This is a genomic window from Paenibacillus sp. MDV22-iso6, assembly GCF_058408365.1.
Window position 1 is genome coordinate 185,376 of sequence record NZ_JBZVDZ010000007.1, and the last position, 26,516, is coordinate 211,891.

24 protein-coding genes and 1 riboswitch are annotated in these 26,516 nt (G+C 47.1%); all 24 genes read right to left on the bottom strand.

Translation table 11 applies throughout. From position 1 onward, the window contains the following. Nucleotides 1–2,998, bottom strand: a 2,998-nt coding sequence (locus AC4PM4_RS20385) for a collagen-like repeat preface domain-containing protein (protein WP_491614447.1), incomplete at its 3' end; no start/stop codon positions are given. A 195-nt stretch (nt 2,999–3,193) separates the two neighbouring features. Next, entirely contained in the window at nt 3,194–4,591 is a 1,398-nt protein-coding gene (locus tag AC4PM4_RS20390; protein WP_256336347.1) for an ATP-binding protein, read from the bottom strand. Between the two features lie 55 nt (nt 4,592–4,646). Beyond that, entirely contained in the window at nt 4,647–5,363 is a 717-nt protein-coding gene (locus AC4PM4_RS20395; RefSeq protein ID WP_017687664.1) for a response regulator transcription factor, read from the bottom strand. A gap of 143 nt (nt 5,364–5,506) precedes the next feature. Continuing rightward, on the bottom strand, nt 5,507–6,769 hold the full coding sequence (gene ccsA, locus AC4PM4_RS20400) for a cytochrome c biogenesis protein CcsA (RefSeq protein ID WP_491614448.1): 1,263 nt from the start codon (nt 6,767–6,769) through the stop codon (nt 5,507–5,509). Further along, a complete protein-coding gene (gene resB / locus AC4PM4_RS20405; protein ID WP_491614449.1) occupies nt 6,766–8,439 on the bottom strand; it encodes a cytochrome c biogenesis protein ResB in 1,674 nt (557 codons plus the stop codon). The genes ccsA and resB overlap by 4 nt, the downstream gene beginning before the upstream one ends. Before the next feature lie 14 nt (nt 8,440–8,453). After that, nucleotides 8,454–8,981 (bottom strand): redoxin domain-containing protein, encoded by a 528-nt coding sequence (locus tag AC4PM4_RS20410; protein ID WP_063568320.1) that lies wholly within the window; start codon nt 8,979–8,981, stop codon nt 8,454–8,456. Between the two features lie 253 nt (nt 8,982–9,234). Continuing rightward, nucleotides 9,235–9,984 carry a pseudouridine synthase gene (locus tag AC4PM4_RS20415; RefSeq protein WP_063568319.1) on the bottom strand — a complete coding sequence of 250 codons (750 nt, stop codon included), beginning with the start codon at nt 9,982–9,984 and terminating at the stop codon, nt 9,235–9,237. Nucleotides 9,985–10,206: 222 nt separating this feature from the next. After that, the gene (locus tag AC4PM4_RS20420) at nt 10,207–11,025 is read right to left on the bottom strand and encodes a S1 family peptidase (RefSeq protein WP_063568318.1); all 819 of its coding nucleotides are present in this window, start codon (nt 11,023–11,025) and stop codon (nt 10,207–10,209) included. A 64-nt stretch (nt 11,026–11,089) separates the two neighbouring features. Then, nucleotides 11,090–11,623, bottom strand: a complete 534-nt coding sequence (locus AC4PM4_RS20425; protein WP_063568317.1) for a spore maturation protein — start codon at nt 11,621–11,623, stop codon at nt 11,090–11,092. Between the two features lie 6 nt (nt 11,624–11,629). Continuing rightward, nucleotides 11,630–12,256, bottom strand: a complete 627-nt coding sequence (locus tag AC4PM4_RS20430) for a nucleoside recognition domain-containing protein (protein WP_063568316.1) — start codon at nt 12,254–12,256, stop codon at nt 11,630–11,632. An 18-nt stretch (nt 12,257–12,274) separates the two neighbouring features. After that, on the bottom strand, nt 12,275–13,450 hold the full coding sequence (locus AC4PM4_RS20435; protein ID WP_491614451.1) for a serine hydrolase: 1,176 nt from the start codon (nt 13,448–13,450) through the stop codon (nt 12,275–12,277). A gap of 143 nt (nt 13,451–13,593) precedes the next feature. Then, nucleotides 13,594–14,088, bottom strand: a complete 495-nt coding sequence (gene ytfJ / locus AC4PM4_RS20440; protein ID WP_063565747.1) for a GerW family sporulation protein — start codon at nt 14,086–14,088, stop codon at nt 13,594–13,596. 283 nt (nt 14,089–14,371) lie between these two features. Next, the gene (locus tag AC4PM4_RS20445; protein ID WP_063565746.1) at nt 14,372–15,103 is read right to left on the bottom strand and encodes a DUF2953 domain-containing protein; all 732 of its coding nucleotides are present in this window, start codon (nt 15,101–15,103) and stop codon (nt 14,372–14,374) included. A 190-nt stretch (nt 15,104–15,293) separates the two neighbouring features. Beyond that, the gene (gene scpB, locus AC4PM4_RS20450; protein ID WP_064636808.1) at nt 15,294–15,956 is read right to left on the bottom strand and encodes an SMC-Scp complex subunit ScpB; all 663 of its coding nucleotides are present in this window, start codon (nt 15,954–15,956) and stop codon (nt 15,294–15,296) included. Beyond that, nucleotides 15,925–16,725, bottom strand: coding sequence for a segregation and condensation protein A (locus AC4PM4_RS20455; RefSeq protein ID WP_063565744.1), 801 nt, complete (start codon nt 16,723–16,725; stop codon nt 15,925–15,927). The genes scpB and AC4PM4_RS20455 overlap by 32 nt, the downstream gene beginning before the upstream one ends. A 102-nt stretch (nt 16,726–16,827) precedes the next feature. After that, nucleotides 16,828–17,295, bottom strand: a complete 468-nt coding sequence (ribH, locus tag AC4PM4_RS20460; RefSeq protein WP_063565743.1) for a 6,7-dimethyl-8-ribityllumazine synthase — start codon at nt 17,293–17,295, stop codon at nt 16,828–16,830. An 86-nt stretch (nt 17,296–17,381) separates the two neighbouring features. Then, nucleotides 17,382–18,620, bottom strand: a complete 1,239-nt coding sequence (locus AC4PM4_RS20465; RefSeq protein ID WP_072735283.1) for a bifunctional 3,4-dihydroxy-2-butanone-4-phosphate synthase/GTP cyclohydrolase II — start codon at nt 18,618–18,620, stop codon at nt 17,382–17,384. Between the two features lie 57 nt (nt 18,621–18,677). After that, a complete protein-coding gene (gene ribE / locus AC4PM4_RS20470; RefSeq protein ID WP_064636805.1) occupies nt 18,678–19,346 on the bottom strand; it encodes a riboflavin synthase in 669 nt (222 codons plus the stop codon). A 40-nt stretch (nt 19,347–19,386) separates the two neighbouring features. Continuing rightward, on the bottom strand, nt 19,387–20,490 hold the full coding sequence (gene ribD, locus AC4PM4_RS20475) for a bifunctional diaminohydroxyphosphoribosylaminopyrimidine deaminase/5-amino-6-(5-phosphoribosylamino)uracil reductase RibD (protein ID WP_491614452.1): 1,104 nt from the start codon (nt 20,488–20,490) through the stop codon (nt 19,387–19,389). Between the two features lie 359 nt (nt 20,491–20,849). After that, nucleotides 20,850–21,013, bottom strand: a riboswitch (FMN riboswitch). Between the two features lie 146 nt (nt 21,014–21,159). After that, nucleotides 21,160–21,591, bottom strand: coding sequence for a peptidylprolyl isomerase (locus tag AC4PM4_RS20480; RefSeq protein ID WP_024630947.1), 432 nt, complete (start codon nt 21,589–21,591; stop codon nt 21,160–21,162). A gap of 222 nt (nt 21,592–21,813) precedes the next feature. Then, a complete protein-coding gene (lysA, locus tag AC4PM4_RS20485) occupies nt 21,814–23,145 on the bottom strand; it encodes a diaminopimelate decarboxylase (protein ID WP_491614453.1) in 1,332 nt (443 codons plus the stop codon). Between the two features lie 104 nt (nt 23,146–23,249). Beyond that, nucleotides 23,250–24,857 (bottom strand): spore germination protein, encoded by a 1,608-nt coding sequence (locus AC4PM4_RS20490; protein WP_063565767.1) that lies wholly within the window; start codon nt 24,855–24,857, stop codon nt 23,250–23,252. Between the two features lie 86 nt (nt 24,858–24,943). Further along, nucleotides 24,944–25,366 carry a stage V sporulation protein AB gene (locus AC4PM4_RS20495; RefSeq protein WP_063565738.1) on the bottom strand — a complete coding sequence of 141 codons (423 nt, stop codon included), beginning with the start codon at nt 25,364–25,366 and terminating at the stop codon, nt 24,944–24,946. Next, complete coding sequence (locus AC4PM4_RS20500; RefSeq protein ID WP_090810656.1) at nt 25,353–26,009, bottom strand: stage V sporulation protein AA; 657 nt, start codon at nt 26,007–26,009, stop codon at nt 25,353–25,355. Before AC4PM4_RS20500 ends, AC4PM4_RS20495 begins: the two co-directional genes overlap by 14 nt. Nucleotides 26,010–26,516 lie beyond the last annotated feature (507 nt).

Sequence of the window (26,516 nt, forward strand, 5' to 3'; positions counted from 1 at the left end):
CTGTATCGCCGGTAACCCCAGTGACACCCGTTACACCCGTATCCCCCGTTGCTCCCGTACTTCCCGTTATACTGACACCCGTGGCTCCAGTTACACCCGCTGCTCCTATATCGCCGGTAACGCCGGTAGCTCCGGTTACACCCGTATCCCCCGTGGCTCCTTTACTTCCCGTTACACTGACACCCGTGGCTCCAGTTACACCCGCTGCTCCTGTATCGCCGGTAACGCCGGTGGCTCCGGTTATACCCGTATCCCCCGTTGCTCCTGTACTTCCCGTTATACTGACACCCGTGGCACCGGTAACTCCTGTATCTCCAGTGACGCCGGTAACTCCTGTGTCTCCGGTGGCTCCGTTACTTCCAGTTACACCAACTCCGGTTGCCCCTGTCGCACCCGTGGCCCCCGCGCCAGCCAACAACGTATAATCCGGGGACGTTCCTGGTGTTCCTGTTGGCGATGCCACATTTGCAATATACGTACTGCCGTCAAACGTCACCACCTGACCGGCTGGATACGTTGGCGCTACTGCTGGATCGAATGGAACAACGCCCGTCAAGCCTGCGCCTGTGGCTCCCGTTGCACCGGTATCTCCCGCTGCGCCCGTTACACCAACTCCGGTTGCCCCTGTCGCACCAGTGGCTCCCGCGCCAGCCAACAATGTGTAATCCGGGGACGTTCCTGGAGTGCCTGTTGGTGATGCCACATTTGCAATATACGTGCTGCCATCAAACGTCACCACTTGACCCGCTGGATACGTTGGCGCTACTGCTGGGTCGAATGGAACAACGCCAGTCAAACCTGCACCCGTGGCTCCCGTTGTACCGGTATCTCCTGTTGCGCCGGTTAGACCAACTCCGGTTGCCCCTGTTGCACCCGTGGCTCCTGCACCAGCCAACAACGTGTAATCCGGGGATGTTCCTGGAGTACCTGTTGGTGATGCCACATTTGCAATATACGTGCTGCCATCAAACGTAACGACTTGACCCGCTGGATACGTTGGTGCTACCGCCGGATCGAACGGTACAATCCCACTCAAACCTACTCCAGTTGCTCCCGTTACACCCGTTGGCCCTGTAGGGCCTGCGCCTGCAATCAATGTATAGTCAGGGGATGTACCTGGCGTTCCCGTTGGCGATGCCACATTTGTAATGTAAGTACTTCCGTTAAATGTCACGACTTGACCCGCCGGATACGTTGGTGCTACTGCTGGGTCAAACGGAACTGCTCCATTCAAGCCCACTCCTGTTGCTCCGGTTGCACCTGTAGCACCTGCACCTGCAAGCAAGGTGTAGTCTGGTGAAGTTCCCGGCGTTCCCGTTGGCGACGCGACATTAGCAATGTACGTACTGCCGTCAAACGTCACCACTTGACCCGCTGGATACGTTGGTGCTACCGCCGGATCGAACGGTACAATCCCACTCAAACCTACTCCAGTTGCTCCCGTTACACCCGTTGGCCCTGTAGGGCCTGCGCCTGCAATCAATGTATAGTCAGGGGATGTACCTGGCGTTCCCGTTGGTGATGCCACATTTGTAATATAGGTGCTGCCTTCAAAAGTTACAACTTGACCGGCCGGGTATGTTGGTGCCACTGCTGGGTCAAACGGAACTGCTCCATTCAAGCCCACGCCTGTTGCTCCGGTTGCACCGGTGGCTCCTGCGCCAGCAAGCAATGTGTAGTCTGGTGATGTACCTGGGGTTCCAGTTGGTGAAGCTACATTAGTAATATAGGTACTACCGTCAAATGTAACTATTTGACCCGCTGGATAGGTTGGTGCTACCGCTGGATCAAACGGTAATATTCCACTTAAACCTACTCCTGTGGCTCCCGTAACCCCAGTAGGTCCTGCACCTGCCAAGAGTGTATAGTCCGGTGAAGTACCGGGAGTTCCCGTTGGCGATGCCACATTTGTAATATAAGTGCTGCCGTCAAATGTTACGACCTGACCCGCTGGATACGTAGGTGCTACTGCGGGATCAAACGGAACAGAACCACCGAGTCCCACTCCTGTTGTCCCAGTAGCCCCAGTAGCTCCGGCCGATGCCAGCAAAGTATAATCCGGTGAACTACCCGGTGTTCCCGTTGGCGATGCCACATTAGTAATATAGGTACTACCGCCAAACGTTACAATTTGTCCTGCCGGATAACCTGGTGCGAGCGCCGGATCGAATGGAATAGAGCCTGTTAAGCCTGCCCCTGTTGCTCCAGTCGTTCCGCCTGACAAAAACAACGTGTAGTCTGGAGAACTTCCCGGTACTCCGGTAGGACCATTCACGTTAACAACATAAAGACTGCCGTTATACGAAACAACTTGACCTTGCACATAGCCAGGTGCCTCAGCGGGATCAAAAACGGAAATATCATTCAATCCAACTCCAGGAGCCCCCTGCGGACCTGGTACGCCTTGGGGTCCTAGAGGACCTACCGGACCTACTGGTCCTACTGAGCCTCCTGGCCCGGCTGGACCTGGCACTCCGGGAACACCCGGAACCCCTGGAACTCCCGGGGGACCTGGAGGACCTGGAGTTCCCGATGTTCCAAATGAACTGGTAGCACGAGTCAATGATACGGATATGGATCGAATCAAACCGACCAATTTATCTTTTTCCGCAGGCGGAACTTCCAGAAGCAACGTTACACTTAATAAATCATCAAGCAAGTTTTGCAAGTTGCCAGCCAGATTGATAACGGCTACAGGTACAACTTCAGAACCTGCTATGGTTAATTCCAGAACGGATTGTAACTCAGCTTTCACCCCAGCTCGAAAACCAGAGGTATTAACAAAGGTGAGCAAACTCCGTAAACTGTTTTGCAATGCGAGAATATTAGACGCTGTAGGCTGACTAACAGCTGCAGGAATAGTCACTGCCAATGCTTTCAAAATGGACTCAAACTGCTCCACTTCACTCGATGTTATTGGAATAAACGGTGATCCCGCTCGAAACGATCTTCCTTCTATGAAAGCTTTAATATTCACCCTTTTTCTTTCATCAGACATGCCTAATCCACTCCTCCTTTAACTTCTTCGCTTTTCAAGCTTATGTATCATAAGAGGCAAAATTATCTTGGACACATTTTTTGATGCAAAAAAAGTGAACATACTGTTCCACGTTGAACAAGATTAAACGGTACTGTTCAACAAAAAAGCACCCTCAGCATGAGGGTGCTTTCGCACTTTTTGTATGAAATCGGGCTATTTCGAAGAATCCACGGGAAATTGTAAAATAAACTCTGTTCCTTCGCCAAGTACACTATTAACGATAATGGTACCGTGATGGGCATCCACAATATTTTTTACAATTGCGAGCCCCAGTCCTGTACCGACACTTTCACCTCGAACACGAGCCTTATCTGCTTTGTAGAATCGTTCAAAGATGAATGGCAGATCGGAAGACGGAATGCCTACACCTTCATCTTTTACAGTCACTTTAGCTACAGGTGTCCGGATATCGGTTAACAGCTCTGCCGATATGACAACATTTTTGCCTGAGGGAGTATGCCGAAACGCATTATCCAGCAAATTTGTAAATACCTGTTCAAGCCGATCCTCGTCAGCCTGGTGAAGTTCAATCGAAGTCTGTTTGCATTCAAACCGAAGATGGATATCCTGTTCTTTGGAACGTACCGAGAACTTTCTATATACACGCTCCAATAGTTCAACCAGATCCACTTCCTTCACAGCCATATCCGTATGACCCGCTTCCATTCGCGCAAGATCAAGCAGATCTTTAACCAACCTGCCCATACGCAAAGACTCATCATGAATCACTTGAATTAATTCTTCACTTTCTTCTGGAGAAGCCGCCATTCCATCCAAAAGAGCTTCACTATACCCTTGCATCATGGATAGCGGAGTACGTATTTCATGAGATACGTTGGCGACAAAATCACGGCGCATCTTCTCAAGTCGTACTTCCTCCGTTACGTCACGAAGCACAGCAACAGCCCCCCGTACGACACTATCTGCATACAAAGGCGCCATCTGAACAGACCAGACACCCTGCTGCACATGAACGTTAGAGTTCTGATCGCCACCTTGTTCCATCACCATTTTGAACAAAGGAACGAGTGGTTCCGGCACCTCTCGTGAAGAACTCACAGCATTCTCCGAATCCTGTCCCTCGCCCATTTGTGCCCAGTCCAAATCACACCAAGCCTGCATGATTTTCTCTCCAGGTGGGTTTGTTAAAATAACTTTCCCCTCACCATCGAATGTCACTACAGCATCGGTCATGCTTCGGAGCACGCTCGCCAGATGTTCTTTTTCATGGTTAAGGTTGCGAATGTTATCTTCCAGCTGTGCAGCCATATGGTTAAATGTATTACCTAATTCCCCAATCTCATCACTAGTTACAAGGGAGAGACGTGTACCGTAATTTCCTTTCCGAATCGCATTGGCTGCCTGAATTAACTGCTGCATCGGCTGCGTAATTTTCGTGAAAAGAAACAGCGCAAAAAAGGTCGTCAAGCTGAAACCGATAATACAAACATACGTGAACAAACGTTTGATATCTCTCGACTCAGACTCCGCAAAATTCGTATCAATATACGGCAGCAAAAAAAGACCCAATGCTATGAGTACACAGCCCACAAGGCAAATAATCGTAATCCATAACTTCCCGACCAGCGATCTCCAGAAACTAAAACTACTTCGGTACTTCCAGTTTATAACCCACACCCCACACCGTCGTAATCATCGCCGCTGATTCTGGCGAAACCTTGTTTAACTTCTCGCGAAGACGCTTCACATGCGTATCCACAGTACGAAGATCACCAAAGAATTCATAGTTCCATACATCCTTCAGCAGCTCTTCTCTGGAGAAAACTTTATCTGGAGATGTCGCGAGATAATGCAACAGTTCATATTCTTTCGGTGTTAGACTGATCTCTTCCCCACCCGCGGTTACGCGGTGAGCATCATGTTCGATGACCAAATGAGGAAATACGATATTGTTGCTTGAATTACTCTCCTTGGACAGATACGCTGTCGCAGAAGAACGACGCAGAATCGCTTTGACTCGGTAAATCACTTCACGTGGACTGAACGGTTTAACGACATAGTCATCTGCTCCAACTTCAAAGCCCTGAACGCGGTTAATTTCTTCGCCTTTTGCAGTAAGCATCAAAACCGGAGTTGATTTTACCTGACGCAAACGGGTACATACTTCAACGCCGTCCATGCCCGGCAACATCACATCAAGCAAAATCAGACCATAGTCACCTGCAGTTGCTTTTCGCAACGCAGTTTCCCCATCCTCTGCTTCATCGATTTCATAACCTTCTTTTTCGAGATACATTTTCAAAAGCCGTCGGATTCTTTCCTCGTCATCCACGACGAGTATACGGTTCTCATGTTCAGCCATTCCACTCCAGCCCCTTTGCAATAACTCCTCATCACTTCTATTATGTTCGATCTGGCGAACAATATTTGAATGCCCCATTGGACGTAGGGGCTCACGTATGTGTTTCATGGATTTCTCTCGGGAACTTTACGAAACTACCTATCCTAGTCTGCTCCTGCATAAGAATGCAACCCGGCAATGATCAAATTCACACCAACGAGCGTAAACATAACGACCAAAAACCCAAGTACTGCAAGCCATGCAGACTTGCGGCCCTGCCAGCCTCTGGACAAACGCAAATGCAGGTACACACTATAATATAACCATGTTATCAAAGCCCACACCTCTTTGGGGTCCCATCCCCAGAAGCGGCTCCAGGCAATCTGGGCCCAGATCATAGCGAAAATTAATGCTCCCAATGTAAATATAGGAAATCCGATAGCAATTGCCCGATAACTAATCTCATCGAGATCATCGGCATCAATGCCATCCAGCATCGGTTGCAGAGCTTGTCCAAGCGGTCTTCTTACAATTAAACGAATAAGTCCATATAAGATCAACCCTACAATCAAAGACCAGACTACCGTATTCAGTTTACGTCCAGCATTAACTCCGTTCATCCAGGAAGGTGTCTCAAGCAATGGTTCCTTCATGCCAAGAAACGGTTTTATGCTCTCCACTTCGCTATTATAAGGCGCAAAAATAGGAGGCATGCGATAAATCACTTTCTCTATTGTACTATTTTCCTGTACCTCTGTGTCAATGCTAGCGATTTTCCGAACAAAAACCGCCTCATATCCGGATGCACGGAAAGCAAATACCGACCCGATAAACCCAACGACAACGACGATAGTGATTAATGTAAACTCAACCCACCCGCGCTGGCGTCTGGATGACTTATCCTTGCCACTGAAATCGACTGTGCGTAACAAGTACATGAATCCCGCCGCAAAGCCTACGGCAAAGAATGCCTCGCCAAGAGCTGCCAACGTCACGTGGATCTTGAGCCATATCGATTGTAAAGCAGGGATCAGCGGCTGTACTTCCTGAGGAAATACGGCTGCATATGCCATAATAATGATGGTTAGTGGCAATGCAAACAGTCCCAGCAACGATTTGCGATAGATGGCGTAAACTACAATAAATGCCACCATAATCATCATGGAAAGAAAACTCATAAACTCATACATATTACTTACTGGTATATGGCCTGCTCCAGCCCAGCGTGTACCAAAGAAGATGAGATGTGCAGCTAGTGCAACAGTTGATGCAATAAAGGCTCGTTTCCCCCATCGTTCTACATGAGCTTGCGGGTCACGATTACTCCATTTCTTTCCCATGACGGCAACGCCATATAACATAAATGCAGCACAATATAGAAAAAAAGATACGATAAATGCGTCGCTGCTGAAATCCAATAAACTCATGTTTGGTTCCCCCCGTTATCCAACGACTTCTCATCCACTTCCACATTCATATGTTTTAACACAGCTGCAACCTCGCGCCTAAATCCAAACCAGTTTTTGTTCGTATGGCCACCTAGGGTGAGTTGTCCATCATCAATCCGAATCCAAATACGTCGGTGATGCCAGTAAAAGCCCATAACCAGACCCAACATAACGATGCCTGCCCCAACCCATACGAAAGGCATGGCCTTATCAATACGGATATTGAGGTAACTCACGGATTGAATGATGTCCACCTTATCCATGCTATCAACCTCTAGCTGCAAAGGAATTTCTCCTCCATTCAACTGTTTGTTAATTGCGTCCTGTTGAAAACGTTGTTTATCTATCTGCTTCGCAAAATACAAATACTGCATGCCCGCTTCAGGTAAATTGGGACCCTTGATGTTAAATAGAAAGGCAGGCGCATTCGGTGAAGGGGATTTTGATTTGGGTTCTCCATTTTCATCCAGCCCAAAATCCATATATTTTTCTTTAACACTCAGACTATAGGGTCCAGCTTCAAACGTTCGCTGCGTATCCACCATAGCAATTTGGATTGCTCCATACTTCTCACCCGTCTGGGCATTGACCAAATCAGGCGTTACCGAACGAATCGTTGGTGTCAGATCATAATCAAATTGATATGCTTTTAATCCGTGGTAATTCAGTGGATGGTTCACTCGAACATCATGTCGGTCCACCTCGGTCAATTGAGGTTTTTTCGAAGGATCCGAGCAATCTGCCGTACATTCGTACAATACCACTTTGGTTTCAAATAGTTTTGGAACGGTTTTGTTCAAATTACGGAACTGTTCTGGAACCTCATCTTCATTGTAAAATTCAACATTAAACTGTTCATTCTTCAAATACATGGAGGTATTCGGTATTTTTTTGATTTCCCCTTGGGGAAAAGCAACATGCTCATCCAGATTCAGCCCGGGAAGTCCTCGAGCAAGTACTGCGAGCAGGAAGATAATCAATCCGATATGGATAACATATGGCCCCCAGCGACTGAATCGATGTTTCTCGGCCAGCAATGCAGTACCCTCGGTATGCACGCGATAACCTTTCTTTTTAAGCGGCGTAACCGCTTTCTTAATCCAGTCTTCTGATGCCTCATCTATGGAACCTTGATACACCAGTCGCTGGCGTGTAAGAAACTGCATGTGTTTGCGTATTTTCTGTTTATTCAGCGCTTTATATAGTGGAAGTACCCGGTCTAGACTGCATATGACCAATGAAGCGCCAATCAGTACCAGTAACAAAATAAACCACCAGGATTCGTATGTATGGGACAGACCCAGCAGATAATAGATATGACCCAACTGACCGTATGTGTCCTTGTAATATACGGATGGATCAATATTCAGAAATGTACTTTCTTGTGGATAGATTGTGCCCAGCATGGAACCTACAAGTGTAAACACAATCATGTAAACAGCAATTTTGACCGATGAGAAAAAGTTCCATATGCGGTCAATGATTTTGGGATTGGTACGCTGCGAACGACGCGCCATGCCATCATAACGCATTTCCAATACTTCATCCGATTTGACCTCGGCCTCCAGCAGCGGCTTGCCACAGGCTTCACACAGCACAGTGCCCACCGGATTCTGGTGTCCGCACTCACATTTCGTATTTTGGAACACGACTAGACCTCCTGTCAGGGCTGTTTCGCCAGTTGTGAAATTTGAGCGTCAAGTGTGTCCAAATCAAGTTGACCGATATGAATGGTGGAGATTTTGCCCGTGTCGGAGACAAAAAATGTCGTTGGCATCGGCGAAATGCCAAAATCCCGGATCGAGTTTTTGTCACGGTCGAGCATAATCGGAAACGTAACGCCCACCTGTCGAACAAAATTTTCCACGGTCATCTGGTCTTCCCCAACATTGATACCAACAAATTGCACACCCTGGTCCTTCCATTTGTCCGCTTGCGCTTGTAGCGCAGGCATCTCTTTGACACAAGGCTCACACCATGTTCCCCAGAAGTTGATTACCATGGCTTTGCCTTTGTATTCCTCAGACGTATGAACTTGTCCATCCAGGCCCAGCAGTTCAAAAGAAGGAGCTTTGTCTCCTTCTTTTGGCTTGCCATTCGAGCCGGATACCGATGTAGTAATCGCATATCCGCCCAACACCAGGATCAATAACAAAATGACGATTTGCACCGCTCTTCTTGATTTCCCCATGTGCTGCTCCCCTTTTAAGTCAGCTTTTTGCATAATTTGAATTTAAACGCTCCCGGGTACAAGAATTAGACGAATAACACCATTTCGATCTAAATCTTGCTGATTGAAAGTCGCTCCGGGGATTTATGCAAAAAGCTTGAGTGACTAGCATTCGCATATAACGGTCTTGGACAACTGTGAACATCCTATGAACAATTATAGCGAATTTCGTCACAAAACTGCGGCGCTTTTATGAAAATTATGTGTCCTCACATTACCTTTTTTTCATTTTTTTGGCGGGTTCTGATTTTGCGAGCGTAATCAGGTTGTTGACTTCTTCTTTGGTTAGATTGCGTGTGAGTCCCCGTTTCAGGTTTTGAAGCAAAATACCTCCAAACGAAATCCGTTTCAGACGTGTTACCGGATGGTTAATCGCTTCGAACATACGTCTAACCTGACGGTTACGCCCTTCGTAAATCGTAATAGAGATAACAGATTCATTTGCTGCGGTATCCACATCTTTGTACTCAATCTCTGCCGGAGCTGTCATACCGTCGTCCAGCATAATGCCTGTCTTTAATTTCTCCAGAGCCGAACCATGTGGAACACCTTTAACGGTTGCATGATACGTTTTGGGTACGTGATGCTTCGGATGCGTCAACAAATGCGCAAACTCGCCATCGTTGGTTAGAATGAGCAATCCTTCTGTGTCATAATCCAGACGACCCACTGGGTATACCCGTTCCTTGACACCTTTAAGATAGTCGGATACAATTTTCCGACCTTCCGGGTCTGAAGCACTTGTGATAACACCCTTCGGTTTATTCAACATCATGTACACTTTCTTTTCACTGCGGATCGGTTTACCATTAACTGTAATCATATCCTCTTCGGGGTTCGCTTTCGTACCCAGTTCGGTTACGACCTCCCCGTTAACTTCTACTTTGCCGGACAGGATCAGTTCCTCGCTCTTGCGGCGGGATGCAATGCCTGCCTGTGCGATAATTTTTTGTAATCTTTCCATGTTTGTCATGTCACCTCACACTAATGATACCCATCAAGGCCGGAAATCACAAGGATAATCCATCGATTTTGTTAACGCAGGGGTTGTAAACACCTTTTAAGCTGCATTTAGCTATGTATTTAGGCCAAAAAAAGCTCACCCTCTCACTGCCGGTATGCGACAGGAGCGTTAAGGTGAGCCGTTCAATTTCAACCATATGTAACCACTACAACATGAATAAGTTTAATTGGCTACTTTACCAGCAACAACGACCTGTTTTTTCGCAGGGGTTGCACTTTCTTTAATGAAGGATTGCAATGTTTTGGAAGTAATATAATAAGTACGTCCGCCGTATACAAAGGTCATCATGCCAATAACCCGATTGTTCTGGTCCAGAACAGGGCCACCTGAATTGCCTTGTGCCACTGATTTTACGATACTGCCAATGCCCTTCTTGCCTGGAACATCTGAATCTTGTGAATTAAATACTCGGCTCTTGGCGATTGTATTGTAAGTTGAAGGGAAATCTTCGTCCAACAGCACAAGTTCCCCGGCGGAATTTTTAGGAAATCCGATGGTATAGACGATTTGATTATCTTTCGCATTTGCAAACGTCACCGGTTGTGCGTCGATTTCTTTGTCCAGCTTCAGCAATGCCATATCTGTCACCGGATCTGTTTTGATGATTTTGGCTTTAACCGGCTTGTCCAGATGACCTGGGCTTGCTACAGTAAGTGTGCCTTCATCCCCATCAGACAGTTCAGCATAATCCTGAACGACATGATAGTTGGTTAGCACCTCATCCTTGGAGATCAGTATGGATGTACCTACATCATAATATACTGAATCGGGTTCATCCTGTTTGACCAGACGTACGTTCACAACTGGAAAAGAATCCGCTGTAACGGCCAACTGAGCACGTAGTTGTTTATCGAAGTAACCCGTAAAATGAATCGTATTAACGGCTTGAGCCGCAGCCAGTCCCGTCTGTCCTGCAAGCAACGCAATGGTAAGCATACCTGACATCCCAAAGCGGAGCATTCGTTTCCAACTCTTTTGCATGGTTCTCACTCTCCTCCGCTATCATTCTAGCATAATTCGTATATCGGAAGGAGAGGGCATATTTTTAACCAAATACAATTAAACAAATAACCAAGGCAGCAATGAATCCAACCAGATCGGAAAACAACCCAACTTTGAGCGCATAGCGACCATTGCGTATACCTACCGCTCCAAAATAAACAGTCAATACATATAGGGTTGTATCCGTACTGCCTTGAATCGTGGAAGCCATGCGACCAATCATAGAGTCAGGTCCATAGGTTTTGATCAGGTCAGTCGTAAAGGCAAGCGAGCCTGTCCCGGTCAAAGGACGCAAAATACCGAGCGGCAATACTTCTCCCGGAACCCCCATCCAGGACACAAGTGGTGCGAATAGGCTGATTACATAATCCAATGCACCGGAAGCACGGAATACACTGATCGCAACCATCATGCCTACCAGATGGGGAATAATGCTGATCGCCGTAGAGAAGCCATCTTTGGCCCCATCAACAAAAGATTCGTAGACCGGGACCTTTTTGGTAAACGCATATAATGGAACAAACGCGATGATAACCGGAATGGCCCAGACGGAAATCCAGTTGATGAAGGTTAACAACGTTGCTCATCCTTTCATACCGGGATTGTCACTTTTATGTACACGCGGCGGCCTGTGAAGTGCCCTATTTCGGTACCAGCGATCGGCTACAATGGCTGCAAATGTCGCAATAATGGTTGCCATTAGCGTGGTACCTACAATTTCCGTGGCATTCGCGGAATGATAATTAAGTCGAATGGCTATCAGGGTTGTCGGAATAATGGTGATACTCGCTGTATTCAGAGCCAGCAAAGTACACATGGCAGGGGAAGCCGTTTGTTTATCCGGATTCAGCTCTTGCAGTTGCTGCATGGCTTTGATCCCCATTGGGGTTGCCGCATTGCCTAGGCCTAGCAGATTGGCACTCATGTTGGATAAAATATAGCCCATGGCTGGATGATTCCGCGGAACATCCGGGAACAAAAAGCCAACAACCGGACCTAGCAGCTTCGCGATTCGTCCCAGTAGCCCTGCATCCTCAGCCATTTTCATCATACCCATCCAAAACACGAGCACACTGATCAGCCCAAAACATACCGTTACTCCGGTTGCTGCTCCATCAAAAGCCGCCTGCGTAACAACTTCAATTTTGCCTTGTGCTGCTGCAAAAGCAAATCCGGTTACGATCATGAGAAGCCAGATTAAATTGATCAAAGGATAACCCTCCCCTCATTATGGAGATAACAAATGGCTTAATACCGCGCGCCATGCGGAAGCCCAGGTAGAAATTTCACCGATCCCTCCCAGAGTTGCATCCTCTGTCTTCGGCTCTGGCGGAATATAACTTCCTTTGCGATACACAGGAATTGAACCCACAAGTTTCCCGTCAAGCTGCATATCAATTCGGCCGGCCAGTCCAAAAGTAGGATCTGTCGTTTTTGCATCTCCCTCTGTACTCTCCTGTGCCCGGTTATCGAGTAAAATCAGCTTTTTCGTCAATGAGGACGTCTCACTCTTCGCTAGAGGATAGGTGAACCCGCGACCTGTGACCACATCCGTGTTTTGTACAGGCTGTTCTTTTTTTGCAATTTCCACCAAAGGGAAGTTTTCAAAACCGAAATCCAGCATACGTGCATGGTCATTCCAATCGTCGCCATCGTTAAGGGTTACCGCAGCAAGCTGTTGCCCATTGCGTGTAGCAGAGCTAACCAGACAACGGAACGCCTTTTTGGTATATCCGGTCTTTACGCCATCGGCCCCCTCGTACAACCGCAGCATTTTATTTTTGTTTTGCCAGGAGTACTCCCAGCTCTCATTCGGATTTGGAGCCGACTTGTTCTCCGTAGCTACAATACGTTTGAACACCTGATTCTTGAGCGCATACGCAGTTAAGCGTGCAAGATCATTGGCGGTGGAGTAATGACCGTCTGCGTCAAGTCCATGGGGATTCATAAAATGGGAATGGGTCAGACCAATTTGCTCTGCCTTTTTGTTCATTAACAGAACAAAGCCTTCTTCAGATCCACCGACATGTTCAGCAATCGCCGAGGCCGCATCGTTGCCTGATCGCAGCATCAGCCCATATAGCATGTTTTCAAGTGTCATTTCTTCACCCAGCTTGAGATAGATGGACGACCCTTCTTTGGCAAAAGCCGAAGAAGTTACCTTTACTTTGTCATCCAGTTTACCGTGTTCAATCGCAACAATTGCCGTCATGATTTTGGTCAAGCTGGCAATTCTCAGTTCCTTATCCCCATCTTTGCTGTACAATATTCGGCCCGATGTTACATCAATGAGAGCAGCGCTTTGCGCATGGTTTGAGGGGCCGGGGATGGTTCCCTGGGCTTCAGCAAGCCCAAATGAGGGAAACAGAAACAAAGGTACAAGCATACATGCCATAAATTTCATTAATTTTCGCATCGATTCATTCCTCCGGGTCACTTGGAATCTTGTACTAGCTTATGTCTGGACAACCCGAAGTATGTCCCAGTGTTAGAAAACAGCAAAAATCCCTTTCGCATGCGCTGCGGAAGGGATCTTAACCGAATCATTTAGCTGTACGTAGAAGGATCAGGTGTGACAGGAATGCCGGACTCTGCCGGTTGTGCTGTATTACGATTGCGGAACATGTCCTGGATTCTATCCATCACATACGGTGTGGAATCGATCAATTTCTCAAACAGATGTGTTGAGTTGTCAAGCGGCACGATGTGCACGCCCTGTTTGCCAACTACCAGGAACGCGATAGGACGAATGGATACGCCACCCCCGCTTCCGCCTCCAAATGGTGAGGCAACCGATGCGGAGCTGGCATGTTCAGTGGTACTACTTCCGCTGCTCCCGCCGCTTCCACCTTTGCTGTTTCCATCATTTACATGAAAATCACTGCCACCCGCAGCGAATCCAAATCCCACTTTACTGATCGGCAAAATTACGGTACCATCAGGTGTTTCGACCGCATCGCCCACGATTGTATTGACATCCACCATGGCCTTGATATTTTCCATTGCGGTTTCCATTAAGCCTTGAATTGGATGATCTGACATTTAAATTCCCTCCAGTTTCAATTTAAGCTAGGTTTGATCTAATCATATCATCCCCAAACTTGAAGGGACTTATGTAAGCCAGCCATTTAACTAAACCTCAATACTACAAACCGCTGACTGGGCAAAATAAAATCCGGCAGTTGCAAGCAAACTATAGAAAATTTTCTCATACTCGGTTTCTTCTTAACTACCGAGTAGACCCAGCCAAGACGCATAGTTCCACCCCCGCCACCCCGCAATCATTTTAAATGAAAGGCGTATAACACAGGGACAGTACATACACTTAAATTTGCGATTTACTGTGTTGTTTCTTCAGCTTCAGCTTGCGTCTGCGCCGTTGTTCTTGTAAGAGTTTGAACCACATCCGCCATCCTCCCTCTACTTGAAGCACTCGGGTTAAGAGCGTAAGTCCTGCGATCATGACTGCTGAAATTCGGATCTTTAGTTTCCAATCCAGCTCGGTTTGGAACTCCATCTCGTCTTCCCACACCGGCACAACTTGTAACTTTGGCGTTTGTTCAAAACGGATTTGATAAGAGAGGTATCCAATGATGATCGACTTGATACTCCACACCCAACCTATGAGAACAGCCGTATATGCTGCATCGCCGACGCCAATGCGAGTGGACCAGGACAAATGAGTCATATGTACACGAGTGAGTGTTTGCTTGATCCAGAGCTTTAATGCTTCCGTTGCCCTGAGCATGATTTTTACATCCTTAGCCCATTTTTTGACTTTACGTTTGTTAACACGCTCGCTGCTCTGGGCTTCCCCCCTCGAATGATTCATTCGCTGCTCCGTCTTCACCAGAAAACCTTCCTTCATATTACGAAAGACAATACTAGGAATTTCATAGTTAATACGCACAATGCCATATAACAGACGAACCGTAATCTTGGCATAATCATCATGATTGTGTTTCCTGAATGTAAAATGCACATGAACATACGAGATGAGGACTGCGACAAGAAGCAGTGCGATCAACAAGCCGATTCCTCCAAGCCAAATCCACACAGACCTTACCTCCAAGCCCTCAATTCTTTTCTCGTCTAGTATGACACTCTATATAGGAAAAAATTCACGTCTGACCTAAAAATTCCATTTAATCTTTGAACGACTACCTTACACTCCATTCCACATACCACGCCAAAAAAACCGGCACCCCGAAAGGGCAACCGGTTTTGGATCGATCCAGACTGCAAAGTTATGAGTGCGAAGGATCATCTTCGTTATTAATATCGTTTGCATTTGCATCATCTTCGAGATTTGCACTATCCAGGTCCAGGTCCACATGCTGCACATCCAATTTTTCAAAAAGCAGCTGTGTTTCTTCCTCCAGGTTCTCGGAATCTTCAAACAACCCTGGCTCCGGCAGATCTTTGAGCGAAGCCAAACCAAAGTAATCCAGGAAAGACTTGGTTGTGCCATATAGAATTGGGCGTCCAATGGCCTCAGCCCGTCCCACTTCCTGAATGAGATCCTTGTTCACAAGTGTATGAATGGCACGTTCGGATTTCACCCCACGTATCTCCTCAATCTCTACCCGTGTGATAGGCTGACGGTACGCCACAATAGCGAGCGTCTCCAACGCCGCCTGGGATAAAGAGGTACGTGCAGGTGAATAAGCCAATTTCTCAAAATAGGCCGCATGTTCCGGCAAGGTACCCAGTTGGACTACCCCTGCAATTTTAAGAATTTGTACGCCTCGTCCCTGCTTGGCAAATTCAGCGATCATTTCTTCAATCGCATCCGACACCAGTTCGGTTCGCTGATCCACGATTTCGGCGATTTGTTTGATGCTCAGACCTTCTTCTCCGGACAAAAACAGCAGGCCTTCAATAATCGATTTCAATTTCGGAAAATCCATGATTCTTTGTTTCCCCTCTCCACTCCATAACGATATCCTCAAACATCCGCTCCTGATAACAGACGATCTGCTTCATCTTCATCAGTTCCAGCACTGCCAGAAAAGTTACGACAATCTCGTGCCGATAAATTTGGTTATCCAGCAACTTGGAGAATAACAGCCTGCCTCCCGGTCCCATACTTTCCAACGCACCGATGACATCGCGAATACGATCCTTAACCGAGATTTCATCCCGATGGATCCGAGTTACGGTTGTCCGCTTCTCCGCCTTGCGCAGCGCCTTCTGGAAAGCCGCAATCAGATCCGAGGTATGCAAACCCTCGACCGGATTCGATTGTGCTTCTACAGGCATATACGGCCGCAAATCCTCGGGCTCTTTGGAGAAAATAAGGCTGCGTTCCCACTCCCTTTCGTGCAAGTGACGCGCAATTCCCTTGTATTTGCGATATTCAATCAGACGCGCAATCAGTTCTGCACGTGGATCATAATCTTCATCTTCCATATATGCATAATCCTCAAAGTCCTCGATTACCGGTGGTTTGGGCAGTAATAACTTGCTCTTGATCGACAGAAGTGTTGCCGCCATTACCAGAAATTCACTCGTAATATCCAGCTCCAGCTCCTGCATCGAATGCAGATACGCCATATATTGATCGGTAATATCGCTGATGGGAATATCCTGGATATGAATCTCTGCCTTATCGATCAGATGAAGCAGCAGATCCAAAGGCCCTTCAAAAGTCTCCAGTTTGTATGTAACTACCGTCACTAGACGAATCCTCCCGCCAGAAAAATAAAAACCCCCGCTAAGCCGCCGAATCCGGTCTCCCGTTTTCGTCTGCGCTGAGCAGGGCACTATATTAAATAAGCACTATTTTAGCTGTTTCGTCAAGTTCGCCATTTCAATAGCGGCAGTAGCTGAATCCCAGCCTTTGTTTCCTGCCTTTGTTCCAGCACGCTCAATGGCCTGTTCAATATTCTCTGTTGTAACCAAGCCGAAGATTGTAGGTACGCCTGTTTTCAGGTTAATTGCGGCTACACCCTTAGCCATCTCATTGCACACATAATCATAATGTGTTGTTGAACCACGGATAACCGTCCCCAGCGTAATGACAGCATCATATTTTCCACTTTCAGCCATTTTTTGGGCAATCAACGGGATTTCAAACGCTCCTGGAACCCACGCTACATCCACTTCATCATCTTGTACACCATGACGTTTGAACGCATCCAGTGCTCCACTGAGCAATTTGCTTGTAATGAACTCGTTAAAACGTCCTACAACCACTCCATATTTTAATCCTTCTGATACCAAATGTCCTTCAAAAAAGTGTGGCATTCAAGTCATCTCCCTAATTGTATTGTATAATGTACGCAGCTGATCTTTGGAAACTAGTTCACCCTGTTTAACCTCAGAAAAGCTACTCAGTTTTTTTCTTCATTCTGCTCGATATCGTCGAACTTTAGCATATGGCCGAGCTTCGCCTGCTTCGTGTGCAAGTAGACCGTATTGTCCTCGTTCTCTTCCATCTGAATGGCTACACGTTCCACCACTTCAAGTCCGTACCCTTCAAGCCCTTTAATTTTGCGTGGATTGTTGGTTAACAACCGAATTTGACGAACCCCTAGATCTTTGAGAATTTGGGCACCAATGCCGTAATCTCGAAGATCGGCAGCAAACCCAAGCTTCAGATTGGCATCCACGGTGTCCAGACCTTCCTCTTGCAGTTTGTAGGCTTTGAGCTTGTTGATCAGTCCAATGCCTCGTCCTTCCTGTCTCATATAGAGCAGGACGCCGTTGCCTTCGTCATGGATCTGTTTCAATGCTGCATCGAATTGTGGACCACAGTCGCATCGATGAGAATGGAATACATCCCCTGTGAGACATTCGGAGTGTACGCGGACCAATACAGGCTTCGATCCGTCAATTTCGCCTTTAACCAAAGCGACATGCTCCTTGTTGTCCACTGCATTTGTGTATGCCACCGCCTGGAATTCACCAAAGTCTGTTGGCATACGTACAGCTACTTCGCGTTTAACCAACTGTTCCTTCTCATTCCGGTACCGAATCATATCCTGAATGCTGATCAGCTTCAGATCATGCTTGCGGGCAATCTCCTGCAGATCTGGAAGTCTGGCCATCGTGCCATCTTCCTTGATCACTTCACAGATTACACCTGCCGGATAAGAACCGCACATAATGGCGAGGTCTACAGCTGCTTCCGTATGTCCCGCGCGTCTTAGCACACCGCCGTCTTTGGCGATGAGTGGGAACATATGGCCCGGCTTGCGGAAATCTCCGCTTTTCGCTTCGGGATCAATTAGACCCTTGACTGTAATGGAGCGTTCATGAGCCGAGATGCCCGTTGTGGTATCTTTATGATCTACAGAGACGGTGAAAGCCGTCCCATGAAAGTCCGTATTTTGCTGAACCATAGGCTTTAGGTTGAGTTCATCGGCACGTTGCTGCGTAATGGGAACACACACCAGACCTCTGCCTTCGGTAATCATGAAATTGATCACTTCAGGTGTAGCCTTTTCCGCCAAAGCGATAAAGTCGCCTTCATTCTCCCGATCCTCATCATCCACCACAATAACCGGTTTACCCTGCATGAGATCGTAGATGGCTTCCTCAATAGAATTCAGAATGGATTTCTCTAACATAGGTCCCCCTCCAGTTTCCATTTCAATTTATATTTGTAGTTAATCAATTACGATTTGTTAAGCAAAGCCGTGATTAGCGAGGAAATCCTCACTGATACTTCGCGGCTTGCCCGCACCGGTCTCCTGATGTCCCTTACCATAGTGCAGCAGATGATCCACATATTTGCCCAAAATATCACACTCAATATTGATGGTATCTCCCGTCTTTTTCACATTTAATACAGTCTCACCAATGGTATGTGGAATAATGGATACAGTGAATGCGGTCTGTGAAGTATGCACAACGGTCAGACTAATTCCGTCCAGGGTTACAGACCCTTTGGGTATCAGATATTTGAACAGCTGCGTATCATCAGGTTTGATCTCGAAAACAATTGCATTCTGGTCACGTGTAATGCTGCCAATGACCCCAGTGCCATCGACATGGCCCTGAACGATATGCCCACCAAAACGTCCACCTGACAGCATGGCTCGCTCCAGATTAACTTTGCTACCGGATTGCAATTGACTAAGGTTGGTATGTCGATATGTCTCGGGCATCACATCGGCAGTAAATCCGCCACCCTCCAGGGTTGTCGCAGTTAAGCATACCCCGTTTACAGCTACACTATCGCCAATCTTCAAGTCGTTCATGATGGCGGAAGCTCCGATATTCAGGACCATCGCTTCGCCTTTCCGACCTATCCGCCGGATCTGACCGACTTCTTCCACCAAACCGGTAAACATGCTACCGCCTCCTTTATTTATTTCGTTATCGTTAATTCATTTATTCAGGCCAAACCGGAATTCCGCCAATGCTGATATTATCTCCAACTTGCTCAATTTCCAGCTGATGTAATTGAATCGCCTGACTCATGCGCTCTACACCCTCAAAGCGGAAACTGCCTGGTGTTTCGTATCCTCCGACAATTTTCGGAGCAATGAACATGAGCAGTCGATCTACCAACCGTGCTTCCAGCATGGACCCATTCAGTGTGCCCCCGCCTTCAAGCAGAATCGAACCAATCTCACGCTCACCGAGCTTGCTGAGTGCACTCAGCAGATCAACACGTGGTCCTGGACCACAACGTATAATCTCCACCCCATAGGCTTCCAGCCGCTCAGCCGCTTCAGGGCTCGCCTCATCTGTTGTAAGTACCCAGGTAGGTGCAAGGCCATCCTTGACCATTTTGGCGCCTACAGGCAGGCGTAGCTTGGAATCGACCACGATTCGTACCGGGCTGATCCCTTCCACTTGCAAGCGAGTCGTCAGTTCGGGATTGTCTGCAATGACCGTTTCCACACCAACCATAATTCCTTGATGGCGATGGCGAAGCGCGTGTACAATCTCGCGAGCAGACTCGTTAGAGATCCATTTGCTGTCACCGCTACGCGTAGCAATTTTGCCATCCAGTGTAGAGGCCGTCTTCAAAGTTACAAAGGGGAGACCTGTTGTAATGTATTTGATGAATTTCTCGTTCATCCGTCTTCCGCGCTCACGCAGCACTCCAACTTCAACTTCGACCCCTTGTTGACGCAGCATGCTGATACCTCTGCCGGAGACTTGCGGATTCGGATCTTCGCAGCATACAACGACACGTTTCACTTTCTCATGAATGAGACGTTCACTGCATGGTGGAGTCTTGCCATAATGGCTACAGGGTTCAAGCGTAACGTACACTGTACTGCCTTCAGCATCACTACCCGCCATGTTCAGTGCATGAACCTCTGCATGACCCGTTCCCCGTTTGAGATGACTTCCGAGGCCCACGATACGTCCTTCTTTTACCACGACACAACCGACTACCGGATTGATTCCGGTCTGTCCTTGTGCCCGTTCTGCCATATCCAGTGCTAGCGCCATATAAAATTCATCATTAATCATTTCCAAGTCCGTTCACCCCACGGTTAAAATCTTAAGTTATAGACCTCCCTTCCAACAGAGAGGCATGTTCCATATCCAATAAAAAATCCCCGTCGAACAAACCGTTCGATGGGGATGATGAGAGACATGTGTCACCAGCAGTACTATTGATACATTGCCAACAACACATCGCCCAAAACTTCATTTCAGGCAAGTGAAAGCAGACACATACCTTAATGAACTTCAATTACAGGTAAAGAGCTTCTATGATGTGGCATATGTATGAAGATTTCCGGAAGTAACCGGATTTCTCCCTGCACAGGAAATGAATTAGCCAAAAACTGTACAGCAACACTCCTGCGGAATGCGGCCCCTAAGGACTGCACCCTCTCCTTCTCCCATCCAGACTATACTGTCGGTTCTGGAATTACACCAGATCAGCCATCTGCCACAGGCAGACGGGTCACGGACTTTGCATCAATGCTGGATAGATATCCTCACATACTGCATCACCGCCGGTAGGGAATTACACCCTGCCCTGAAGGATTCGTTGCGTTATTAATTGGATGTTAGCACTTTAACGTCAAAAAATCAATTGTTTTTTGTTCCTTTTTGTCACATACTAACTTTTAATAAGCTTAAGTGTAAACAAAAACCGCTTCGCTAATTGCGAAACGGTTTACATACGTTTATTGATTAAGCTTCTACTACTTCAACTGTTTCCATTTTGTCCCGACCTTCGAAAGCGTCCACGAATTCCATACCTTTGGTTACTTTACCAAATACAGTATGTTGTCCATCCAAATGTGGTTGCGGTTGGTAGCAGATGTAGAACTGGCTTCCGCCTGTGTTACGGCCTGCATGAGCCATAGCCAAAGTTCCACGCTCATGTTTGTTCGGGTTGATTTCACAGTTAATTGTGTAACCTGGGCCGCCTGCACCGGAACCGTTAGGGCATCCGCCTTGAGCTACAAAGCCCGGAATAACACGGTGGAATACAAGACCGTTGTAGAAACCGGAGTTAGCCAGTTTCTCAAAGTTTGCTACTGTGTTTGGAGCTTCTTGATCGAACAAATCGATTACAACTTCTCCGCCGTTTGCCATTTTGATTTTCGCTTGTTTCGCCATATGTAAATGACTCCTTTCGTATTGACCATCGTTAATGGTGCCAGAACGCATGACCCTGGGCCAAGCTTTATAGCACTTTTCTTAGTGTACACTGAAAATGGATTGATCGCAAAATAATAAGCAAGTTTTTTTCAAAATCCAGCCCTAAACATGCAAAAGAAGACAAAAAAGGAGTGTCCTTTATTGTCTTCTTCATATAGTGCTCAGCTATTTGTTCTTTAATTAACGGGTAACTGGCTGTTTTGCAATACGCTCAGGTACGAGATCATTCTGGATGATGTCCTGATACGTCTCACGGCGTACCACTACATCCCCTTGACCGTCTTTGACAAACACAACTGCCGGACGACGAATCCGGTTGTAATTGCTTGCCATCGAGTAGTTGTATGCGCCTGTGCAAGCTACTGCGAGTAGATCGCCGCTTTGCACTTTAGGCAGGTCCAGATCCCAGATCAGCATATCGCCGCTCTCACAGCATTTACCAGCAACAGATACCGTTTCCTGAGCAGCCTCATTTGCACGGTTTGCCAATACAGCCTCATATTTGGACTCATACAGCGCTGGACGTGGATTATCTGTCATTCCACCATCAACAGCTACGTATTTACGAACTCCTGGAATATCTTTGCTTGTTCCAACAGTGTAGAGCGTAGTTCCCGCTTCCCCTACGATGCTGCGGCCTGGTTCAACCCAGATCTCAGGCACGGCATAGCCGATTTGAGCAAAATGATTTTTCACCGCATCCGTGATGGCTTTCACGTATTGTGAAACTTCAAGCGGTGTATCTCCATCGATATAGCGGATACCGAAGCCACCGCCCAGATTAACCACTTTGAATGCCACGTTAAGACGCTCATACACATCTGCTGCAAACTCAGCAACGCGTTGAACTGCCATTTGGAAGCCTTCAACTTCGAAAATTTGGGATCCGATGTGTGAATGCACACCGAGCAATACCAGATTTGACTGCTTGGAAGCCAAGTCAATGGCTTCAAATGCCGTTCCGTTCCCGATATCGAATCCAAATTTGGAATCCGTTTGTCCTGTCGAGATATATTCATGCGTATGCGCTTCAACACCAGGCGTCACACGAAGCAAAATGTTAACTTTGCGATTTTTGTCTGCGGCTACAGCTTGCAGCAAGTGCAGTTCATTGAAGTTATCCACAACGAAGCAGCCAATCTCTGCATCAAGCGCCATTTCGATCTCTTCCAGCGTTTTGTTGTTACCGTGGAAATGAATGCGTTCTGCCGGGAAACCGGCTTGAAGTGCCGTGAACAATTCACCGTCGGATACAACATCCAAGGAAAGTCCTTCTTCCGCAGCAAGGGCACACATCGCCATTACGCAGAATGCTTTACTTGCATAAGCAACCTGGAAACCCAGGCCTGAAGCACGGAACGCTTCCATATACTCTCTGCAGCGCTCACGAACCAATTGCTCGTCCACAACATACAGGGGAGTTCCAAATTGTTCTTTCAAGTCGGTTGTATCGACTCCACCAATTTCCAGATGTCCCTGTGCATTTATTTTACTTGTACCATGTAAATACATAATCTGCATTCCTCACTTTTTTATATACTGGAACAGCTGTTATTCCAATGATTTTACACCAGTATATCAAATTAGAAAATGAGAAGAATGGATTTTTCGGCAGATCATTTGTGTTTTTTACTTTTTTGCAGTTCCCCGTCTGGATCACTGTCCATTTTGGTATTGTCACGCGTTTTGTTGATCGAAGGACGTTTTTTATTTTCCAACAGCGGCAAACGGAACAAAAAGTTACCCAAAGCCTTTGCATTAAACGGTATGAACGGCCAGAGATAAGAAGAGTTGTAGGAGCGATGCAAAGTGAGCGCCACGATAATGAACGTCGTCCCGACAACGAATCCGGGAACCTTGAATATCGCCACAGCAACGAGCAAAAACAATCTGACCAATCGATTAGCCAAACCAAGCTCATAACTGGGTGTTGCAAACATACCAATCGCGGCAATCGCCATGTAAAGTACCACTTCATTGACAAAATATCCTGTTTTTACGGCGATATCCCCGACTAAAATTGCCGCAATCAAACCCATGGCCGAAGCGAGTGGCGTCGGGGTATGGACTGCTGCCATCCGTAATAAATCCACTCCGAATTCAATAAGCAGGAACTGCAGAATCAGCGGGAGCTGGGCATTTTCATGAGGACCGATGAACTCCATTCCTGCTGGCTTAATGGCAGGGTCAATAACCATCAACAGCCATAGCGGCAACAGGAAAAGCGAAATCAGAATACCCCCAAATCGTACCCAGCGCAGATAGGTTCCCATAAAGGCGGTCTGTCTGTTCTCTTCCGCATGCTCACACAGGTCAAAAAAGGTCGTGGGCAGAATCATCACACTGGGTGAAGTATCTACAAAAACAACCACCCTTCCGTCCATCAAATGAGATGCTGTCACATCCGGTCGTTCCGAATAACGAACCAACGGATACGGGTGCCAACCCTTGTTAATAATCGCTTCTTCAAGCTGTTTATCGGCAGCAGGGATGCCGTCGATATTTACTCGTTTGATTTTTTCACGAACGGAATCCACCTGAACCTTGTCCACGATATCGTCAATATATACAACACAGACATCCGTTTGCGATCTGCGTCCAACCTGCATAATTTCAAATTTTAATCCTGGGTCCCGTATTCTTCGGCGCACTAACGCCACGTTGGTCAGAAGTGTCTCCGTGAATCCGTCTCTTGAACCCCGCACCACTCTCTCCAGCGAAGGTTCCTCTGGGGAACGTACCGGATAGCTGCGGGTATCCATAATAATAACGGAACGATCCCCTTCGACAAACATGGCACTCATGCCAGTGAGGACCTTGTTGATGACGGCGCTCATTTTCTCCACTCGCTCAACTTGAATATGAGGAATGTAACATTCGAAATACGACTTCAGCGCATGTCCGGACACTTGCTCCGGTGTAAGATAGGTTAGCCTTTTTAGCACTTCAAGCAGAATCTCATCCTTTGCAAACCCAGTCAGTAGCAACAATCCAACATGTTTGCCACCCAAGACCATTTCCCTCATATTCACATCAAAGGACTCTCCAAGTCCCAACACTTGCTGAAGCGTATATTTGTTATCACTCATGCGAGGGGATATATCGTCGTTTTCCTGCCAATATTCTACCGATTCCTCGATACTGTCAGACATTTCATTTTGCTTCTTCTTTTCGTAAGCCTTCTTTTCTTCTTCCTCCTGAATCTCATAAGGAGATTTATGCATCTTCTCTTCGGATGTTGCTTCGCTGGATTCATGCCCGTCGTTGTCCAATCTTACGTCCATTTCCCATCCTCCTTAGGCCTAACGTTTTAACGCTGGTAAACAAAAAAGTCAAACAGGGAGCCTGTCATCTTCCCCAAAATCATAGCAAGCAACAATCCAAACAAATACGATTTCATGCCCAGTCGTTTTGCCAGCACTGGCAGTACATTCAGCACCTCAGTCAGTGCCGCAGCAAGCAGACCGATGAACACACCACAAAACAGTCCGATGATCGGGCTCAGCAACAGCGCTCCGTGTACCTTCCAGTGCCAAAAATCCGCAACAGTACCGAGCAGCGAACCTCCGATCAAGGCCCCTTCATACCAATGGGTTTTGTCATAGGTTCGCGTAAGTTGAGCTAGTCTTGGGATCATATCAAGCACGAGAATAAGCGCAATCACACCGCTTCCTACAGCGATTCCCCCCGCAATGCCCAGCACAATGCTGATTGCTCCGTTAAGAACGCTCATCCGCATTCATCTCCCTGCGTTCCTCTTCATGCATACGTTCGGTTTCTTCAATCACTACATACTTGTCTACATTTTGCTGATATAGGAACATTTCCACTTCCAAAGGGGTAGGTTCTTCATTCCACTTTTTCTTGAATAAATGATTGAAGAACACAGCCATACCAAACCCGATCCCGAGAGAATACGCCACCTGAAACAGATACGGATGCTCATCCCGGCGGCCCGTAATCATCTCTACAATTCGAATTTGGACTTCCTGCATGTTTACGTCCGCATGAAAATTCATAATGGTCAATGCTGATCCAAAGAAAAGCAGCAGCCACACCAGGATGAACAGAGATTTGGAAGGCTTGCCACTTCCTACAACCACCTCAACAAGCGTATGACCCGATCCGATTAATTCAACGGTGACATCTGGCAAGGTTCGACGGATCTCGGGGATGATCTGCAATATATCAATGAGGATCAGATTGCCGTCCTCCGGTCCGGGGCGCAGCAATTCAAGCTCAAGCAGCCTTCCTTCCTGTTCTTCGGGAGAGGTGAGCAAGTGAGCTACATCTCCAAGCTTGACACTTCGACCTCTTTGGATGCGAATACGGCTGCGCAAACGAACATAGACCGTTGGAGTGGGTGTCAGGGACATCCGGAACACTCCTTTACTGCGTAATTTAGGTTAGTATTTGAAGAATGTGCAAATTTATTACATTTTGGTTGGAAAAAGGTTGTGTGGACCCTGCGGGCGCTTCGGGATGGATCGGCCATCGGTCGCTGTTGCTCTCAGGTTAGTAAGGGAACTACACGCAGGCACTCCAGCTGCAGACCAACCTTCCGATCGCTGTTGTCTCCAAATTCTTTTGATTTATTTCTAAATGTTAGAAATTTGGAGACAGTGTATGCTTTCGAAGTAGCTTTCTTTCAGAAAGCTTTTAGGCGAACGCTTCGCTTCTTCAGGTCAATCTGCCGCCTACGTTGCTTGTGTGTATCCTTAGACGAGCCCTCACGCTTCGCTCCTTTGTCCGATTCCATCCCTCCGCTGCACGGGTCCCTTTTTTCCAAAGGGTTGCAATAAATGTGCAGGGAGGCGGTAGTAGGAGATTTAATAGCTGGCTTAATTACAGCCTTTTCTCTATTACATTTCTTTTATGACTAA

What these genes read in the sequence shown, in the direction of transcription:
- AC4PM4_RS20395 (WP_017687664.1), bottom strand. Translation starts at nt 5,363, where the DNA reads ATGGCTGAACATGAGAACCGTATACTCGTCGTGGATGACGAGGAAAGA.
- ccsA (WP_491614448.1), bottom strand. Translation starts at nt 6,769, where the DNA reads ATGAGTTTATTGGATTTCAGCAGCGACGCATTTATCGTATCTTTTTTT.
- AC4PM4_RS20410 (WP_063568320.1), bottom strand. Translation starts at nt 8,981, where the DNA reads ATGGGGAAATCAAGAAGAGCGGTGCAAATCGTCATTTTGTTATTGATC.
- AC4PM4_RS20415 (WP_063568319.1), bottom strand. Translation starts at nt 9,984, where the DNA reads ATGGAAAGATTACAAAAAATTATCGCACAGGCAGGCATTGCATCCCGC.
- AC4PM4_RS20420 (WP_063568318.1), bottom strand. Translation starts at nt 11,025, where the DNA reads ATGCAAAAGAGTTGGAAACGAATGCTCCGCTTTGGGATGTCAGGTATG.
- AC4PM4_RS20435 (WP_491614451.1), bottom strand. Translation starts at nt 13,450, where the DNA reads ATGAAATTTATGGCATGTATGCTTGTACCTTTGTTTCTGTTTCCCTCA.
- ytfJ (WP_063565747.1), bottom strand. Translation starts at nt 14,088, where the DNA reads ATGTCAGATCATCCAATTCAAGGCTTAATGGAAACCGCAATGGAAAAT.
- scpB (WP_064636808.1), bottom strand. Translation starts at nt 15,956, where the DNA reads ATGGATTTTCCGAAATTGAAATCGATTATTGAAGGCCTGCTGTTTTTG.
- ribH (WP_063565743.1), bottom strand. Translation starts at nt 17,295, where the DNA reads ATGCCACACTTTTTTGAAGGACATTTGGTATCAGAAGGATTAAAATAT.
- AC4PM4_RS20465 (WP_072735283.1), bottom strand. Translation starts at nt 18,620, where the DNA reads ATGTTAGAGAAATCCATTCTGAATTCTATTGAGGAAGCCATCTACGAT.
- ribE (WP_064636805.1), bottom strand. Translation starts at nt 19,346, where the DNA reads ATGTTTACCGGTTTGGTGGAAGAAGTCGGTCAGATCCGGCGGATAGGT.
- AC4PM4_RS20480 (WP_024630947.1), bottom strand. Translation starts at nt 21,591, where the DNA reads ATGGCGAAACAAGCGAAAATCAAAATGGCAAACGGCGGAGAAGTTGTA.
- lysA (WP_491614453.1), bottom strand. Translation starts at nt 23,145, where the DNA reads ATGTATTTACATGGTACAAGTAAAATAAATGCACAGGGACATCTGGAA.
- AC4PM4_RS20490 (WP_063565767.1), bottom strand. Translation starts at nt 24,857, where the DNA reads ATGCATAAATCTCCTTATGAGATTCAGGAGGAAGAAGAAAAGAAGGCT.
- AC4PM4_RS20495 (WP_063565738.1), bottom strand. Translation starts at nt 25,366, where the DNA reads ATGAGCGTTCTTAACGGAGCAATCAGCATTGTGCTGGGCATTGCGGGG.
- AC4PM4_RS20500 (WP_090810656.1), bottom strand. Translation starts at nt 26,009, where the DNA reads ATGTCCCTGACACCCACTCCAACGGTCTATGTTCGTTTGCGCAGCCGT.